Annotated in this window: 9 protein-coding genes; 7 read left to right on the top strand and 2 right to left on the bottom strand. The window is 68.9% G+C overall.

All coding sequences use genetic code 11. The annotated features are described in order from the left end of the window. The first annotated feature begins 3 nt into the window (after positions 1-3). The 7 genes from A5758_RS16750 to A5758_RS16720 all read left to right on the top strand — a co-directional run bounded on the left by A5758_RS16750 (position 4) and on the right by A5758_RS16720 (position 10,679). The gene (locus A5758_RS16750) at positions 4-627 is read left to right on the top strand and encodes a maleylpyruvate isomerase family mycothiol-dependent enzyme (protein WP_067742117.1); all 624 of its coding nucleotides are present in this window, start codon (positions 4-6) and stop codon (positions 625-627) included. Positions 628-694: 67 nt separating this feature from the next. Beyond that, a complete protein-coding gene (locus A5758_RS16745) occupies positions 695-4,021 on the top strand; it encodes an arabinosyltransferase domain-containing protein (protein WP_067742114.1) in 3,327 nt (1,108 codons plus the stop codon). Next, positions 4,018-7,215, top strand: coding sequence for an arabinosyltransferase domain-containing protein (locus tag A5758_RS16740; protein WP_067742111.1), 3,198 nt, complete (start codon positions 4,018-4,020; stop codon positions 7,213-7,215). The genes A5758_RS16745 and A5758_RS16740 overlap by 4 nt, the downstream gene beginning before the upstream one ends. A 156-nt stretch (positions 7,216-7,371) precedes the next feature. Further along, positions 7,372-7,878 (top strand): hypothetical protein, encoded by a 507-nt coding sequence (locus A5758_RS16735; RefSeq protein WP_067202673.1) that lies wholly within the window; start codon positions 7,372-7,374, stop codon positions 7,876-7,878. A 107-nt stretch (positions 7,879-7,985) separates the two neighbouring features. Continuing rightward, the gene (locus A5758_RS16730) at positions 7,986-8,453 is read left to right on the top strand and encodes a hypothetical protein (RefSeq protein ID WP_067742107.1); all 468 of its coding nucleotides are present in this window, start codon (positions 7,986-7,988) and stop codon (positions 8,451-8,453) included. Continuing rightward, positions 8,450-8,896: an FHA domain-containing protein gene (locus A5758_RS16725; protein ID WP_067742104.1), complete on the top strand. Its 447-nt coding sequence runs from the start codon at positions 8,450-8,452 to the stop codon at positions 8,894-8,896. Before A5758_RS16730 ends, A5758_RS16725 begins: the two co-directional genes overlap by 4 nt. 10 nt (positions 8,897-8,906) lie before the next feature. Beyond that, on the top strand, positions 8,907-10,679 hold the full coding sequence (locus tag A5758_RS16720) for an acyl-CoA dehydrogenase family protein (protein ID WP_067742101.1): 1,773 nt from the start codon (positions 8,907-8,909) through the stop codon (positions 10,677-10,679). A gap of 38 nt (positions 10,680-10,717) precedes the next feature. Here the strand turns inward: A5758_RS16720 and A5758_RS16715 are convergent, their stop codons facing one another. Together A5758_RS16715 and pks13 are read right to left on the bottom strand one after the other, a co-directional pair. Next, on the bottom strand, positions 10,718-12,289 hold the full coding sequence (locus A5758_RS16715) for an acyl-CoA carboxylase subunit beta (RefSeq protein ID WP_067742091.1): 1,572 nt from the start codon (positions 12,287-12,289) through the stop codon (positions 10,718-10,720). Continuing rightward, on the bottom strand, positions 12,289-17,631 hold the full coding sequence (pks13, locus tag A5758_RS16710; protein WP_067742088.1) for a polyketide synthase Pks13: 5,343 nt from the start codon (positions 17,629-17,631) through the stop codon (positions 12,289-12,291). Before pks13 ends, A5758_RS16715 begins: the two co-directional genes overlap by 1 nt. Positions 17,632-17,642: the final 11 nt, after the last annotated feature.

Raw genomic sequence — 17,642 nt, 5'->3', positions numbered from 1 at the left:
GGAATGACGGCCACCCTGATGAGCATGGCCCACGACGAGCGGGCCGACCTGGCGGATTTCCTGTCCACCCTGACGCCGCAGCAATGGGACGCCCCCAGCCTGTGCTCGAAGTGGACCGTGAAAGACGTTGTCGCGCATGTGGTCAGCTACGAAGAGCTCGGCCCGCTGGGGCTGCTGAAGCGCTTCGCCAAGGGCTGGGTCGTCCGGGCCAACCAGGTGGGTGTCGACGAATTCGCCGACCTGAGCGCCCGACAACTGCTCGACTTTCTGCGCGCTCATCTCCAACCACGCGGGCTGACAGCAGGTTTCGGCGGAATGATCGCGCTCGTCGACGGCACCATCCATCACCAAGACATCCGCCGCGCGCTGGGCCGGCCGCGCAGCGTTCCTGCCGATCGGCTCGAGCGGGTCCTCGGCCTGGTGCCGGGCAACCCCAGGCTCGGCGCCGGCCGCCGGATCAGGGGCCTGCGCCTGCGCGCCACCGACGTCGACTGGGAACACGGCCACGGGCCGGAAGTCACCGGACCCGGTGAGGCGCTGCTGATGGCGATGTCCGGCCGCCCCGCGGCGCTCGCCGACCTCGCCGGCCCGGGCCTGGACACACTGGCCGCCCGGCTCCCCCGCTGAGGTCGCGCGGCCCCGCGCGGCCCCGCGTCCTCAGCGGACAAAGCAGCTTCGCTTACGATCGAGCCTCGTGCCCCACGACGATGATCAGCGTTCGCAGCGGATCCCTCGCTTGGTGGCAGTCGTCGCGGGCCTCGTGGGTCTGCTGTTGTGCGTGCTGGTCCCGTTGCTCCCGGTGAAACAGACCACCGCGACGGTGCTGTGGCCGCAGGGCACCGAGGACGGCCACGTCACCCAGATCACCGCGCCCCTGGTGTCCGGGGCGCCGCGCGCGCTGGACATCTCCATCCCGTGCGCGGCGATCGCCACCCTGCCCGCCGGCGGCGGCCTGGTGGTCTCCACCCTGCCCGCCGGCGGGATGGACGCCGGCAAGAACGGGCTGTTCGTGCGCGCGGACAAGGACCTGGTGGTCGTGGCCTTCCGCGACACCGTGGCCGCGGCGGCGCCGCGCCCGGCGGTCGCCGGCGGGGCCTGCAGCGTGCTGCACGCCTGGGCCGACGCGGGCGCCGCGGGCGCGGAGTTCGTCGGCATGCCCGGCGCCTCCGGGATACTGCCCTCGGAAAAGAAGCCTCAGGTCGGCGGGATCTTCACGGACCTGAAGGTGCTCGCCCAGCCCGGGCTGTCGGCCCGCGTCGACATCGACACCCGGTTCATCACGGCCCCGACCGCCCTCAAACAGCTCGCCATGGGCGTGGGCGCGCTGGCCGTCCTGACGGCCGTCATCGCGCTGGCCGCGCTCGACCGCCGCAGTCGGGGCGGCGGCACGCTGGTCAACTGGCGGTCCCCGATCGCCTGGCTCTCCCGGTACCGTCCCCGTGCGCGCTGGAATTCCTGGCGGCGCGTCGGCATCGCCACCTGGATCGCCGACGCCGGAGTGATCGCGACGCTGCTGCTCTGGCACGTCATCGGCGCCACCTCGTCCGACGACGGCTACAACCTGACCATCGCCCGCGTCGCCCCGAAGGCCGGCTACATCGCCGACTACTACCGCTACTTCGGCACGACTGACGCGCCGTTCGACTGGTACCTGGGCCTGCTGTCCAGGCTGGCGTCGGTGAGCACCGCCGGCGTGTGGATGCGGCTGCCCGCCACGCTGGCCGGCATAGCCTGCTGGCTGGTGATCAGCCACTTGATCCTGCGCAGGCTGGGTCCCGGCCGGGGCGGGCTGGCGGCCAACCGGGTGGCCGTCTTCACCGCGGGCGCGGTGTTCCTGGCCGCCTGGCTGCCGTTCAACAACGGTCTGCGGCCCGAGCCGCTGATCGCCCTCGGCGTGCTGATCACCTGGATCCTGGTCGAACGCGCGATTGCGCTGCAGCACCTGGCCCCGGCCGCCGTCGCCATCTTCGTCGCGCTGCTCACCGCGACGCTGGCGCCGCAGGGCCTGATCGCCGTCGCGGCGCTGCTGACCGGGGCGCGGGCCGTCGCCCAGACGATCCGGCGGCGCCGGGCGACCGACGGGCTGCTCGCTCCGCTGGCGGTGCTGGCGGCGGCGCTGTCGCTGATCACCGTCGTGGTGTTCCGCAGTCAGACGCTGGCGACCGTCGCCGAGTCGGCACGCATCAAATACAAGGTCGGGCCGACCATCGCCTGGTACCAGGACTGGCTTCGCTACTACTTCCTCACGGTGGAGTCCAACCCCGACGGCTCGATGGCGAGGCGATTCGCGGTCCTGGTGCTGTTGCTGTGCCTGTTCGGGATGCTGGTCATCCTGCTGCGCCGGGGCGGGGTGCCCGGGGTGGCCAGCGGCCCGGCCTGGCGGTTGATCGGCACCACGGCCGTCGGCCTGTTGCTGTTGACGTTCACCCCGACGAAGTGGGCGGTCCAGTTCGGCGCCTTCGCCGGACTGGCCGGGGCGCTGGGCGCGGTCACCGCGTTCGCCCTGGCGCGGATCGGCCTGCACAACCGCCGCAACCTGACGCTGTACGTCACGGCACTGCTGTTCGTGCTGGCGGTCGCGACCTCCGGCATCAACGGCTGGTTCTACGTCGGCAACTACGGGGTGCCGTGGTACGACATCCAGCCGGTCGTCGCCAGCCACCCCGTGACGTCGATGTTCTTGACGCTGTCCATCCTCACCGGCCTGCTGGCCGCCTGGCAGCACTTCCGCATGGACTACGCCGGGCACACCGAGGTCAAGGACAGCCGGCGCAACCGGGTGCTGGCGTCGACCCCGCTGCTGGTGGTCGCGACCATCATGGTGGTCGGCGAAGTCGCCTCGCTGACCAAGGGCGCGGTGTTTCGCTACCCCCTCTACACCACCGGCAAGGCCAACCTGGCCGCCATCAGTTCGGGGCTGTCGCCCGCCAGCTGCGCGATGGCCGACGACGTGCTGACCGAGCCCGACCCCAACGCCGGCATGCTGCAGCCGGCGCCCGGACAGACCTTCGGCCCGGACGGCCCGCTCGGCGGCGCCAACCCCGTCGGCTTCAAACCCGACGGCGTCGGCGATGACCTGAGGTCCTACCCGGTGGTCACCAAGCCGGGAGTGGTGAATTCCGACGCGTCACCGAACAAGCCGAACGCCGCCATGAGTGACTCCGCGGGCACCGCCGGCGGGAAGGGTCCCGCCGGTGTCAACGGCTCGCACGCGGCGCTGCCTTTCGGCCTCGACCCGGCCCGCACCCCGGTGATGGGCAGCTACGGCGAGAACTCGCTGGCCGCCACCGCGACCTCGGCCTGGTACCAGCTGCCTCCACGCACCCCGGACCGCCCGATCGTCGTGGTTTCGGCGTCGGGTGCCATCTGGTCGTACAAGGAGGACGGCACCTTCACCTACGGACAGTCGCTGAAGTTGCAGTGGGGCGTCGCCCGCCCCGACGGCAGCACCCAGCCGCTCGCGGAGGTGCAGCCGATCGACATCGGGCCCGAGCCGGCGTGGCGCAATCTGCGGTTCCCGCTGACCTGGGCGCCGCCCGAGGCGAACGTGGCGCGCATCGTCGCCTACGACCCGAACCTGAGTTCGGATCAGTGGTTCGCGTTCACGCCGCCGCGGGTCCCGGTGCTGCGGACCCTGCAGCAACTGATGGGATCGCGGACACCGGTGCTGATGGACATCGCGACCGCCGCGAATTTCCCGTGCCAGCGGCCGTTCTCCGAACACCTCGGCGTTGCCGAACTCCCGCAGTACCGCATCCTGCCCGACCACAAACAAACGGCGTCGTCGTCGAACGGGTGGCAGGCCGGTGAGGCCGGCGGACCGTTCCTGTTCCTGCAGACCATGCTGCGCACCTCGACGGTCGCGACGTATCTGCGGGGCGACTGGTACCGGGACTGGGGATCCGTGGAGCAGTACTTCCGGTTGGTGCCGGCTGATCAGGCGCCGGACGCCGTTATCGAACAGGGTGTGATGACAGTGCACGGCTGGAGCCGGCAGGGACCGATTCGGGCACTCCCATGACCGTCACGACCGTCAAGAATGTGCGGGTGACGCGCTGGGTGGCGACCATCGCCGGCCTGGTCGGCTTCGTGTTGTCGGTTGCCACCCCGCTGTTGCCCGTCGTGCAGACCACCGCGACCCTGAATTGGCCACAGAGCGGTCAACTGAATAGCGTTACCGCCCCGCTGATTTCGCTCACCCCGGTCGACGTGACGGCAACCGTGCCCTGTTCTGCGGTGCGTGCCCTGCCACCGGAGGGCGGGGTCGTGCTGAGTACGGCACCCAAAAAGGGCAAGGACGCCGCGCTGAACGCGTTGTTCGTTGTCGTCAACGGCAAGCGCGTGGACGTCACCGACCGCAATGTGGTGATCGCCAGCGCGCCCCGTGACCAGGTGGCATCCCCGCAATGTCAGCGCATCGAGATCACCTCGACAAAGGCGGGCGCCTACGCCACCTTCGTCGGACTGAACGATCCGGCGGGCAAACCCATCAGCGGCGGTTTCCCCGACCCGAACCTGCGGCCACAGATCGTGGGGGTGTTCACCGACCTGACCGGCCCCGCGCCGCCGGATCTGAACCTGTCGGCCACCATCGACACCCGGTTCTCCACCACCCCAACGACTTTGAAGCTGGTCGCGATGGTGGTGGCGATCGTGTCCACTATCGTTGCGCTGATCGCGCTATGGCGCCTCGACCAGCTGGACGGTCACCGGATGCGCCGGCTCATCCCCGCGAACTGGCGCACCTTCACCCTGGCCGACGTCACGGTGATCTCAGGTTTCGTGCTCTGGCACGTGATCGGGGCCAACTCGTCCGACGACGGCTACATCCTGGGGATGGCCCGGGTCGCGGACCGCGCCGGCTACATGTCGAACTACTTCCGCTGGTTCGGCAGTCCGGAGGACCCCTTCGGCTGGTACTACAACCTGCTGGCGCTGATGACCCACGTCAGCGACGCCAGCCTGTGGATGCGGTTGCCGGATCTGATCGCGGGAATCGTGTGCTGGCTGCTGCTTTCGCGTGAGGTGCTGCCCCGGTTGGGGCCCGCAGTCGCCCGCAGCAAGGCGGCGAACTGGGCGGCGGGCATGGTCCTGCTGACCGCATGGATGCCGTTCGACAACGGTTTGCGACCCGAGCCGATCATCGCCGTCGGGTCGCTGATCACCTATGTGCTGATCGAGCGCTCCATGCGCTACAGCCGGCTGACGCCCGCGGCGCTGGCGGTCGTCACCGCGGCCTTCACCCTCGGCGTCCAGCCCACCGGCCTGATCGCGGTGGCCGCGTTGATCGCCGGTGGACGCCCGATCCTGCGCATTCTGGTCCGCCGCCATCGCCTGGTCGGCACCTGGCCGCTGGTGGCACCCATGCTGGCCGCCGGCACGGTCATCCTGACCGTGGTGTTCGCCGACCAGACGCTGTCAACGGTGTTGGAAGCCACCAGGATTCGCACCGACATCGGCCCCAGCCAGGCCTGGTACACCGAGAACCTGCGCTACTACTACCTGATTCTGCCCACCGTCGACGGATCGCTCTCGCGCCGCTTCGGCTTCCTGATCACCGCGCTGTGCTTGTTCACGGCAGTGTTCATCATGTTGCGGCGCAAGCGAGTTCCCGGTGTGGCCCGCGGGCCGGCGTGGCGGCTGATGGGCGTCATCTTCGGCACCATGTTCTTCCTGATGTTCACGCCCACCAAGTGGGTGCACCACTTCGGGCTGTTCGCGGCGGTGGGCGCCGCGATGGCCGCGCTGACGACGGTGCTGGTGTCGCATGAGGTGCTGCGCTGGTCGCGCAACCGGATGGCGTTCCTGGCGGCGGTGCTTTTCATTTTGGCGCTGTGCTTCGCCACCACCAACGGCTGGTGGTACGTCTCCAGCTATGGCGTGCCGTTCAACAGCAGCATGCCGAAAATCGGCGGAATCACGATCAGCACAATCTTTTTCGCATTATTCGCGATCGCCGCGCTGTGGGCGATGTACCTGCACTTCGCATCCAGGAGCCGCGGCGAGGGACGGCTGGCGCGGCTGGTGACGGCGGCGCCCATCCCCGTCGCGGCGGGATTCATGGCGGTGGTGTTCATCGCGTCGATGACGGCCGGCATCGTGCGCCAGTACCCCACCTACTCCAACGCCTGGGACAACCTGCGGGAATTCAGCGGCGGTTGCGGGCTGGCCGACGACGTGCTCGTCGAGCCGGACAGCAACGCCGGCTTCATGGCTGCCCTGCCCGACAATTACGGCCCGCTGGGCCCGCTGGGTGGTGTCAACCCGACCGGGTTCACCCCCAACGGGGTACCGGATCGCACGCTCGCGGAGTCGGTCAAGGAGACGTCGGTGCCGCAGCCCGGAACCGACTACGACTGGGATGCGCCGACCAAGCTGAGCACGCCGGGCATCAACGGGTCGACGGTGCCGCTGCCGTACGGCCTCAACCCCGATCAGGTCCCGCTGGCGGGCAGCTACACCAGCGGCGCGCAACAGCAGAGCAAGCTGACCTCGGCGTGGTACCAGCTGCCGAAGCCCGACGCCGGACACCCGCTGGTGGTGGTGACCGCCGCCGGCACGATCGCCGGCAACAGCATCCTGCACCACCACACCAACGGGCAGACCGTGGAATTGGAATTCGGCAAGCCCGGTCCCGGCGGCGCCGTGCTTCCGGCCGGGCGCCTGGTGCCTTACGACCTGTACGGCGAGCAACCCAAGGTATGGCGGAACCTGCGCTTCGCGCGCTCCCAGATGCCCGCCGACGCCGTCGCGGTGCGGGTGGTCGCCGAGGACCTGTCCCTCACGCCGGACGACTGGATCGCCCTGACCCCGCCGCGCGTGCCGGAGCTGCGCTCGTTGCAGGAGTACATCGGCTCGACGCAGCCGGTGCTGATGGACTGGGCGGTCGGACTGGCCTTCCCTTGCCAGCAGCCGATGCTGCACGTCAACGGCGTCACCGAGATCCCCAAGTTCCGGATCACTCCGGACTACAACGCCAAGAAGCAGGACACCGACACCTGGCAGGACGGGGTCAACGGCGGTCTGCTGGGGATCACCGATCTGCTACTGCGTGCTCATGTGATGTCGACCTACCTGTCCCACGACTGGGGCCGCGACTGGGGATCGCTGCGCAAACTCGACACCATCGCCGATGCCCAACCCGCGCGGCTCGATCTCGGCACCGCGACCCGCAGCGGGTGGTGGTCCCCCGGGCCGATCCGCATTAAGCCTTAACCGCTTTATAAAGGCTTCGCCTTTAATTGGTCAGCCGCCAAATAGCTGCCCAAATTAACGGTCGAGTAATTGTCCGCAATGGGTTTAATTTCGCCGATTTCGGGTCAATACTTATTCCGCTGTGATCCACTTCACGCGGACAAAATAGGTGGCCCCATGCACGCGCTGACACGACTCGGAACATGTGCGGCGGTGATCACCGTGGTGATCACCCCGGCGGCGGCGTTCGAAATCACCAAGGCGGCCGCCGAGGGCGGCACCACGGTAGCCCTGGACAACTACTATCGGCGCTGCGATTTCAGCCGCGTCGGCGTCGCCCCCAAGGTGCCCCGCCCCGGGCTGGCCACCGGTTCGGCCCTGATCCATACCTCCGGGTCAAAAGCGGTCGCCGAGGTGCACCTGTACGACGAGCCCGAGCCGGGCACCCACTTCGACGTCGGACTCATCCAGATGCCGCGGCCGTCATCGAGTCCCTGCGGGCCGGGTGATCCGGGCACCGCCTTCTCCGGCATGGACATCGACCCGGCGGGCAATGGAACAGCGAGCGTGCAAGACACTATTCGGCCCGGCACCACGGGCGTGTGGGTGATTATCGAGCGAGCCAACCCGAACTCGCAGAATCCGGCGGAGTTTTACACGTCGGAGTTCGTGGCACCGGTATAAGCCTCCGTCCCTGCGAGGGAGTGCCATAAGTCCCTATCTCGACGCCGCGGTCAAGTGCTCCGATAAAGGGGATCGCCGAATGACCGGCGCCACATGAGAGGACGGCAATGAACGCTCCACAACAGCCGCAGACCACGACACGCTTCTTCGCCCGCGTGCTCGGTCCCTTCCTCGTCATTGTCGATGTGACGGCGGTGGCGCGCGCGTCCGACATGCAATCGCTGCTGTCGCAGTTCGAGGCGAACTCGATGTGGACCTTCGTCACCGGCGCCTTCATCTTGTTGCTCGGCCTGACCATTGTCGCCGCTCACCAGAGCTGGCGCGGCGCCGCGGCGGCCATCGTTTCCCTGCTCGGCTGGCTGATCGTGCTGCGCGGCCTGTTGCTGCTGGCCTTCCCCAAGTTCTTCGCCTCGCTGGCCAACGACATGATCGGCGCGCAAGCCTGGTGGATAGCGGCGTGCGTCGTCTTCGCCCTCGTCGGTGTGTACCTGACCTACGTCGGCTGGGCACCGGCACCGACGCGGCCGAAGTCGCAGGCCGCCGCGGCCAGCCCGGATCTGCCGCGAGCCGCGTGAGCGACACCGGGTCTACGCCGAACCGGCCGACGCAGCGCGAAGGCTCGGAGGAACTCACCGGCGACATCGGCACCGCGATACCGGCCGAGTTCGACGCGCCGGCAACCGCCGCCGCCGCGGCGCTCGAGGACACACCGACACTGAGCCCCGGCTCCGCGCTGCTCGTCGTCACGCGCGGGCCCAATGCCGGCTCGCGGTTCGCCTTGACCCAACCCGTCATGTCGGCGGGCCGACATCCGGAAAGCGACATCTACCTCGACGACATCACCGTCAGCCGTCGGCACGCCGAATTGCGTAGCGAGGGTGGCCAATTCCGCATCGTCGACGTGGGCAGCATGAACCGCACCTATCTCAACCGGGAGCCCGTCGACTCGGCGGTGCTGGCGAACGGTGACGAAATCCAGATCGGCAGGGTACGTCTGGTTTTCGTCACGGGCGCGTAGCGTCACTCCCATGAGCGACTACGCCGTAGAGGCGGTGGACAGGCTGCCCTTCTCCACCGAGGAGAAATCGCGGCGCTACCAAACCGAAAACTACCGCGGGGCCGTGGGTCTCAACTGGTATCGCACCGATCCCACCCTGCAGTTCACCATGGCCTACTACCTGCAGCCGGACGAACTGGCGGTCGTAGAGCCGCATCTGGTGCGCATGGGCGAGCTGATGGGCGGCCCGGTCGCGCGATGGGCGGAGGAGACCGACCACAACCCGCCCCGGCTGGAGCGGTACGACCGCTGGGGACACGACGTCAGCCAGGTCGTCATGCCGGCCTCCTTCACCCAGTCCAAGCGCGCGGTCCTGGATGCCCAGCAGGCCCTGCGCGACGACGCGCGCGCCGCCAAGGTGAGCTCGGGCCTGGGCCTGTTCGCGTCCAACTATCTGCTCAACCAGGCTGATATCGGGATGGGCTGCGCGCTGGGTACCGGCGGCGGCATGGTCCAGTCGCTGGTGTCCGCCTACGCGCCGGCCGACGTGCGTGAGCACGTGCTGGCCAAGTTCGCCTCGGGCGAGTGGGCGGGCGAGACGGCGCAACTGCTGACCGAGCGCACCGGCGGCTCTGACCTGGGCGCGCTCGAGACGACGGCGACCCGCGCTGGGGACGCGTGGATTCTCAACGGCTTCAAGTGGTTTGCGTCCAACTGCGGTGGCGAGGCGTTCGTCGTGATGGCCAAGCCGGAGGGCGCGCCCGACTCATCGCGGGGCATCGCCAACTTCCTGGTGCTGCGCACCCGCCGCGACGGGTCGCGCAACGGGGTGCGGGTGCGCCGCCTGAAGGACAAGCTCGGCACCCGATCGGTGGCCTCCGGCGAGGTGGAATTCGTTGACGCCGAGGCGTTTCTGCTGTCCGGGGAGCCCACCGGCGAGGCGGGACCGTCGGACGGCAAGGGGCTGGGCCGCATGATGGAGCTGACCAACGCCGCGCGCCTCGGCATCGCACTGTTCGGGCTCGGCAACGCGCGCCGCGCCCTGGTCGAGTCGCTGTGTTACGCCCGGCGGCGGCAGGCGTTCGGCGGCGGGCTCATCGACAAGCCGCTGATGCGGCGCAAGCTCGCCGAGCTGGTCGTCGACGTCGAAGCCGCGCAGGCGATGGTTTTCGACGGCACCGGCGCCACCAACCATCGCCAGCCCCGCAGCATGCGGCAGCGCATCGCCGTGCCGGTCACCAAGCTCAAGGTCTGCCGGCTCGGGATCACCGCCGCATCCGACGCGATCGAAATCCACGGCGGCAACGGCTATATCGAGACCTGGCCGGTGGCGCGGCTGCTGCGCGACGCGCAGGTGAACACCATCTGGGAGGGGCCCGACAACATCCTCTGCCTGGATGTGCGGCGCGGCATCGAGCAGACCCGGGCCCATGAGCCGTTGTTGGCGCGGCTGCGCGACGCGGTGTCGGTTTCCGATGACGACGACACCACCCGGCTGGTCGCGGGGCGCATCGAGGACCTGGACGCGGCGATCACGGCATGGTCCAAACTGGACCGCGACATTGCCGAGGCGCGGCTGTTCCCGCTAACCCAATTCATGGGCGACGTGTACGCCGCGGCGCTGCTCACCGAGCAGGCCGCCTGGGAGCGCGCCACCCGCGGCCGGGAGCGCAAGGCGCTGGTCGCCCAGCTCTACGCGCAGCGGTATCTCGCCGACCGCGGGGCGTTGCGCGGCATCGACGCCGACAGCGACGAGGCGTTGGAGCGGTTCGACGAACTGATCGACGGCGCGCTCACGGGCTAACAACCGCGCGAGCAGTCGCAAAATCGCTCGCGGTGAAACTAGACCGGGATCAGCCCGTGCTTACGCGCCGTGCGGAACCACAACTGCTTGTCCCGCAACAGCTTCAGCGACTTGCGCAGCAGCAGCCGCGTCTGGTGCGGGTCGATGACCGCGTCGATGAAGCCGCGTTCGGCGGCGGTCCACGGGATCGCCATGTTGAGGTTGTAGCCCTCGATGAAGTCCTTCTTGATCTGCTGCGCCTCGGGCGTCGTCGGGTCGGGGAACCGCTTCATCAGCAGCTGCGCGGCCCCCTCGGCGCCGATCACCGCGATGCGCGCGGTGGGCCAGGCGAAGTTGAAGTCGGACGTCAGCTGCCGGGATCCCATCACGGCGTAGGCGCCACCGTAGGACTTGCGCACGGTGATCGTCACCTTCGGCACGTCCGCCTCGACCACCGAGTAGAGGAACCGGCCGCCGCGCTTGATGATGCCCCTCTTCTCCTCCTCGGCGCCCGGCAGGAAGCCCGGGGTGTCCACCACGAACACCAGCGGGATGTTGAACGCGTCGCAGAACCGGATGAACCGCGCGGCCTTGTCGGAGGCCTCGTTGTCGATCGACCCGGCCAGGTACATGGGCTGGTTGGCGATGACGCCGACCGGGCGCCCGTCGACCCGGGCGTACCCGGTGATGATGGCCGGACCGTGCTGCGCGGCGACCTCGAGGAAGTCCCCGTCGTCGAAGATGCGCAGCAGGATCTCGTGCATGTCGTAGGCCGCATTGTCGGAGTCCGGCACGATCGCGTCGAGCTCCAGGTCGGTCGGCGTGACCTCCGGCTCCAGCCCGGGGTTGACGATCGGCGGATTGTCGAAGCAATTGGACGGCAGGAAGGACAGGAAGTCACGCACATACTGGAACGCTTCGGCCTCGGAATCCACCACCTGGTGGATGTTGCCGTAGCGGGCCTGCGCATCGGAGCCGCCCAGCTCGTCGAGGGTGACGTCCTCGCCGGTGACCTCCCTGATGACGTCGGGACCGGTGACGAAGAAGTAACCCTGGTCGCGCACCGAGACGAGCAGATCGTCTTGGATCGGCGAATACACCGCTCCCCCAGCGCATTTACCGAAGATGAGGGAGATCTGCGGCACCAGACCGGACAGCGCCTCGTGGCGGCGGCCCAGCTCGGCGTACCACGCCAGCGAGGTGACCGCGTCCTGAATCCGGGCGCCACCCGAGTCCTGGATGCCGACGATCGGGCATCCGACCATCGCGCACCACTCCATCAGCCGCGCGACCTTGCGGCCGAACATCTCGCCCACCGTGCCCTGAAACACCGTCTGGTCGTGGGAGAACACCCCGACCGGCCGGCCGTCGATCATGGCGTGCCCAGTGACGCAGCCGTCACCGTAGAGCGCGTTCGGGTCGTTCGGCGTCTTGGCCAGCGCCCCGACCTCGAGGAAGGTACCCGGATCGACCAGCGCGTGAATGCGGGCGCGGGCACTGGGAATGCCCTTCTTGTCGCGCTTGGCGACCGCCTTCTCACCGCCCGGCTCCTTGGCCAATTCCAGACGAACGTGCAGCTCGGCCAGTTTTTCGGCTGTCGTGTGAGCGCGAGAAGGCTCCGCACCGGTCACTACTTGCCCACCTCACTCGTCTGACTGGTTTCGGCCTCCACCTTATTCAGCACGTCGGAGAGGTGAGCACCGACCTTGCCGATGATCGGTTCGTCGATGGCCTGGATGTGCTCGCCGCCGATGGGTACCACCTCGAGGTCGGCCACGTACTCGCCCCAGCCGCCGTCGGGCTGGCGGACCGCATATCGCGGCTCGAACTCGATCACGTCGTCGTGGTAGCGATCGGCCATGTAGAGGGTCACGTGGCCGTCGTACGGCTCGATCTGTACGGTCTCGAGCGCCCGGTTGTCCAGGTAGGACGTCCGCTGGTGCTCGACGATGCCGCCCGGGATCTGCACGCCGCTCTGCTGGACGATGTCCAGCACGAACTTGACCTGGCCCTCGTCGTCGAGCTCTTCGAGCTGCTCGTAGGGGATCGCCGGAATCTCGACGTTGAAGGTGCGCTCGGCGAACTTCGCGTACCGGTCCCAGCGCTTGCGGGTCTCCTCCTGCGTCTGTGGAATCTCCTCGCCGGCGCGCACGGTGTCGATCATCCCGACGAAGCGCACGTCTTCGCCCGCGCGCTTCAAGCCGATCGCGCACGCGTACGCCAGCGCGCCGCCGAGCGACCAGCCGGCCAGGATGAACGGATTGCCCGCGTTCATCTCCAACAGCTTCGGCACGTACTGGGCGGCCCGCTCCTGGACGGTGCCCTCCACGCGCTCGAACCCGTACATCGGCGTGTCCGCGGGCAACCGGTTCAGCAGCGGCTCGTAGACCACCGTTGAACCGCCGGCGGGGTGGAACACGAACACCGCGGGTTTCGAGCTGCCCTCGGGGCGCGCCCGCAGGGTGCGGACGAAGCCGTCAATCTGGCCGGCCTCCAGGTACTGGCGGACCTTCTCGGCCAGCGCCTCGATGGTGTCCGACGTCAGGACGTCCTCGGCGCTGACGGCGCCGTCGGCGCGCTCGGAAAGCCGCTGCGCCATCTTGGCCGCGGTGTCCTCGTCGAGCTTGGGCAGCGGGTTGAAGATGCCGCCCGGCGACTTGCCCGTGACGATCGCCCAGGTGGCGAAGGTGACCCGCTCGGCCGCATCACGCGGCGGCACATCGGAATTCAGCGCCTTGGACACCGCCTCCTGGCTGAGCGCCCCCGCGAGATCGGGCTTCGCGCCGTTGGACGCCGCCCCCTTCGGGCCGGACGGATCCGTCGGCGGCGGCGGGATCGTCGCGTCCGACGCCGGCGGCGTCGGCTGCGTCTCCGGCTCCGCTTGCGGGTCCGGGGCGGGCGCGGCCACGGTGCTCGGCGTCGCGGCGCTGAGCAGCTGGGCCTGCTCTTTGGCGATCTCCTCAGGCGTAAGCGTCTTCTGGTGCTCGTGCAGCTCCTCGACCTCGTCGCGGTGCTCGACCGCGTACTTGATCAGCTCCTCGATGTTGTAGAGGTTGGCGTCGCGCACCGCGGCCAACTGGATCGGCGGCAGGTCGAAGTCGTACTCGACGCGGTTCTTGATCCGCACCGCCATCAGGGAGTCCAGGCCGAGCTCGATCAGCGGCACCTCCCACGGCAGGTCCTCGGGCTCGTAACCCATGGCCGAGCCGACGATCAGGCCCAGGCGCTCCGCGACGGTCTCGCCCGAGTCCGGCGACCACTTGCCCATGCTGGCCGAGAAGTACCGGTTGGTCAGGCTGTCCGTCAGGGTCTCGGCATCCGCCTCTTCGACGGGCGCCTCCGGCACGGCCGCTGCCCCGTTGGACCCGGCCGTGATCGCCGCTCCGGCGCCGACCGCGACCGGCAACGCGACGCCGGCTTCCCCGGCCCGGGTCACCAGGGCGTCGTAGACCAACGTGAAGGACTCCTCGATGCGGGCGTGCACCTGCACCGCGGCACCGCCGGGGTGCCGGGTCAGCGTCGTCACCAGGCGGGCGTCCTCGCCGGGGACCGCACGCTGTTCGGCGGCCGCGAGCTGCGCGTCCGGAAGCACCTCGGCCGCAGCGGTTTTCACCAGGGCGGCGAGATCCGTCACACCGCGGGGGTGGAACTCCCAGACGTGGCGGCCGTCGGGCAGCGCGACATGGTTACCCGGCATGAGCGCCGAGCTGCCGCCGTGCGCGAAGTGCACGTCCAGCCAGTGCTCCTTGCGCTTGAACCGGGTCGGCGGGATGTTCGCGTAGTCCGCCGGCCCGCCGGCGCGGGTGAACAGCGTCCAGATGTTGAGGTCGTGGCCGTAGACGTAGAGCTGCGCCATGGTCGAGATCATCGACTCGACCTCGTCCTGCTTGCGGGCCAGCGTCGGGATCAGCTGGGCGTCGTGCAGCCCCGCCGCAGCCGTCGTCAGGCCCACCTGCATCAGCGCCACCGGGTTGGGTGCCAGCTCCACGAAGGTGGTGTGGCCACTGTCGACGGCATTGCGGACGCCGTGCGTGAAGTAGACGCTGTGGCGCAGGCCCTTCTTCCAGTAGTCGACGTCGTGGATCGGCTCGCCGCCGGGCTTGATGTAGCTGCCCTCGTGCACCGTCGAGTAGATCCCGACCGTCGGGCTCGTCGGCTTGATGCCTTGCAGCTCCGCGGCGAGCTCGCCGAGCAGCGGGTCCATCTGCTGGGTGTGGCTGGCGCCCTTGGTCTGGAACTTGCGGGCGAACTTACCCTCGGATTCCGCGCGGGCGATGATCGCGTCCACCTGCTCGGGCGGACCGCCGATGACGGTCTGGGTGGGGGCGGCGTAGACGCACACCTCCAGGTCCGGGAAGTCGGAGAACACCGTCTTGATCTCGTCGGCGGAGTACTCCACCAGCGCCATCAGCCGAATGTATTCGCCGAACAGCATCGCCTCGCCCTCACCCATCAGGTGCGAGCGGGAGCAGATGGTCCGGGTGGCGTCGCGCAGCGACAAGCCGCCGGCGAAGTACGCCGAGGCGGCCTCGCCCAGGGACTGGCCAACCACCGCGGCGGGTTTGGCGCCGTGGTGCTTGAGCAGCTCGCCCAGCGCGATCTGGATCGCGAAGATGGTGACCTGGGTGGTCTCGATGCCGTAGTCCTGCGAGTCGTCGAGGATCAGCTCGAGCACCGAGTAGCCCAGCTCATCCTGGATCAGCGCGTCGACCTTCTCGATCCACTCGGCGAAGACCTCGTTGCGCAGGTACAGGCTCTTGCCCATCTTGCGGTGCTGCGCGCCAAAGCCCGCCAGCACCCACACCGGGCCGTTCGTCACCGGTCCGTCGACGCTGAACACGCCCGGCCGCTGCTTGCCCTCGGCCACCGCGCGCAGGCCCTTGATCGCCTCCTCGTGGTCGTGCGCCAGCACCACCGCGCGCGAACGGCCGTGGTTGCGCCGCGACAGCGCCCGCCCGATCGATTCCAGCGACGACGCCTGGCCCTCGGGGCTCTCCATCCAGTCCGCCAGCTCGGCGGCCGCGGCCTTCTTGCGCGAGGTCAAGAACGCGGACACGACGAGCGGGATCAGGGGATTGGTCGGCTCCGCGGCCTCCTGCGCCGCAAGCTCTTCCAGCGCGATCTCCTTGAGCCGCAACGCCTCGTCGGTGACGCCCGGCAGCTCGTACTCTTCCTCCTCGGCCGCCTCGACGTCCGGGATGATGTTGCCGAAGTCGTCGAACCGCAGCGCGTGGCCCTCCATGGTGGGGGCCTCAGCGGTCTCGGCGACAGCCTGCGGTTCGGGTTCGGGCTCACGCTCGATGACGTCACGCGGCAAGACCTCGCGCACCACCAGGTGCGCGTTGGCCCCGCCGAAGCCGAAGCTGGACACGCCAGCCAGCGCGTAGCCGCCGTAACGCGGCCAGTCGGTCGCCTGGTCGATCACCTTCAGGTGCATCGCGTCGAAATCGATGTAGGGGCTGGGCCCGGCGAAGTTGATCGACGGCGGCAGCTTGTCGTGCTGCAGGGCCAGCACCACTTTGGCCATGCTGGCCGCGCCGGCCGCCGACTCCAGGTGGCCCACATTGGTTTTCACCGCGCCCAGCAGCGCAGGGCGGTCGGCGGGACGGCCCCGGCCGACGACGCGGCCCAGCGCCTCGGCCTCGATCGGGTCGCCGAGCACGGTTCCGGTGCCGTGCGCCTCGATGTAGTCGACGTTGCGCGGGTCGATGCCGGCGTCCTTGTAGGCCCGGCGCAGCACGTCGGCCTGCGCGTCCTGATTGGGCGCGATCAGGCCGTTGGACCGGCCGTCGTGGTTGACCGCGCTGCCCGCGATCACGGCGAGGATCTGGTCACCGTCGCGGCGGGCGTCGTCCACCCGCTTGAGCACCAGCATCCCGCCACCCTCGGAGCGGGTGTAACCGTCGGCGTCCGAGGAGAACGACTTGATCCGGCCGTCGGGGGACAAGACCTGGCCGATCTCGTCGAAACCGAGCGTCACCACGGGCGTGATCAGCGCGTTGACGCCACCGGCGACCGCGACGTCGGCCTCGCCGTTGCGCAGGCCCTGCACTGCCTGGTGGATGGCCACCAGCGAGCTCGAGCACGCGGTGTCGACGGCGACCGACGGGCCGCGGAAGTCATAGAAATAGGAGACCCGGTTGGCGATGATCGACGTCGCGGTGCCGGTGATGGCGTAGGGGTGCGCGACGGTCGGGTCGGATACCGCCAGGAAGCTGTAGTCGTTGTTGGAGACGCCGACGTAAACGCCGACGGACCGTCCGCGCAGGCTCGATGCCGGGATGTGCGCCTGCTCGAGCGCCTCCCAGGTCAGCTCCAGCGCCATCCGCTGCTGCGGGTCGATGTTGTCGGCTTCGGTCTTGGCCACCGCGAAGAACTCGGAGTCGAAACCCTTGATGTCCTTCAGGTAGCCGCCGCGGGTGCGGGCCTTCGCCATCCGCTCGGCCAGCCGCGGCTCCTCCAGGAACTCCTCCCAGCGGCCCTCCGGCAGGTCGGTGATGGCGTCGCGGCCCTCCATCAGCGCTTGCCACGTCTCGTCGGGGGTGTTCATGTCGCCGGGCAACCGGGTCGACAGGCCCACGATCGCGATGTCGACACGTTCGGCCGGGCCGTTGCGCGTCCAGTCCGAAACGTCGTCGCCCGATGTGTCGATCTCGGGCTCGCCCTCGATGATCCGCGTGGCGAGCGACTCGATGGTCGGATGCTGGAACGCCACCGCGACCGACAGGGTGACACCGGTCATGTCCTCGATGTCGGCGGCCATCGCCACGGCGTCACGCGACGACAGGCCCAGCTCGACCATCGGCACCGACTCGTCGATGTCGTCCGGTGACTTCCCGACGGCCCTGCCCACCCAGTTGCGCAGCCATTCGCGCAACTCGGGGACCGTCATGTCGGTCTTCCGGGCGGGAACTACCCCCTCGGGGGACGGGTTGGTGTTCTCGGCGTTCTCGGAATGATCAGTATCAGCCATGGTTTTCGTGA

It is taken from the genome of Mycobacterium sp. 852014-50255_SCH5639931, assembly GCF_001665605.1.
GTDB lineage: Bacteria > Actinomycetota > Actinomycetes > Mycobacteriales > Mycobacteriaceae > Mycobacterium > Mycobacterium paraffinicum.
Note: the sequence above shows the minus strand (reverse complement) of the source record. Positions and strands in the feature narration are given on the sequence as shown.

What these genes read in the sequence shown, in the direction of transcription:
- A5758_RS16750 (WP_067742117.1), top strand. Translation starts at nt 4, where the DNA reads ATGACGGCCACCCTGATGAGCATGGCCCACGACGAGCGGGCCGACCTG.
- A5758_RS16740 (WP_067742111.1), top strand. Translation starts at nt 4,018, where the DNA reads ATGACCGTCACGACCGTCAAGAATGTGCGGGTGACGCGCTGGGTGGCG.
- A5758_RS16735 (WP_067202673.1), top strand. Translation starts at nt 7,372, where the DNA reads ATGCACGCGCTGACACGACTCGGAACATGTGCGGCGGTGATCACCGTG.
- A5758_RS16730 (WP_067742107.1), top strand. Translation starts at nt 7,986, where the DNA reads ATGAACGCTCCACAACAGCCGCAGACCACGACACGCTTCTTCGCCCGC.
- A5758_RS16720 (WP_067742101.1), top strand. Translation starts at nt 8,907, where the DNA reads ATGAGCGACTACGCCGTAGAGGCGGTGGACAGGCTGCCCTTCTCCACC.
- pks13 (WP_067742088.1), bottom strand. Translation starts at nt 17,631, where the DNA reads ATGGCTGATACTGATCATTCCGAGAACGCCGAGAACACCAACCCGTCC.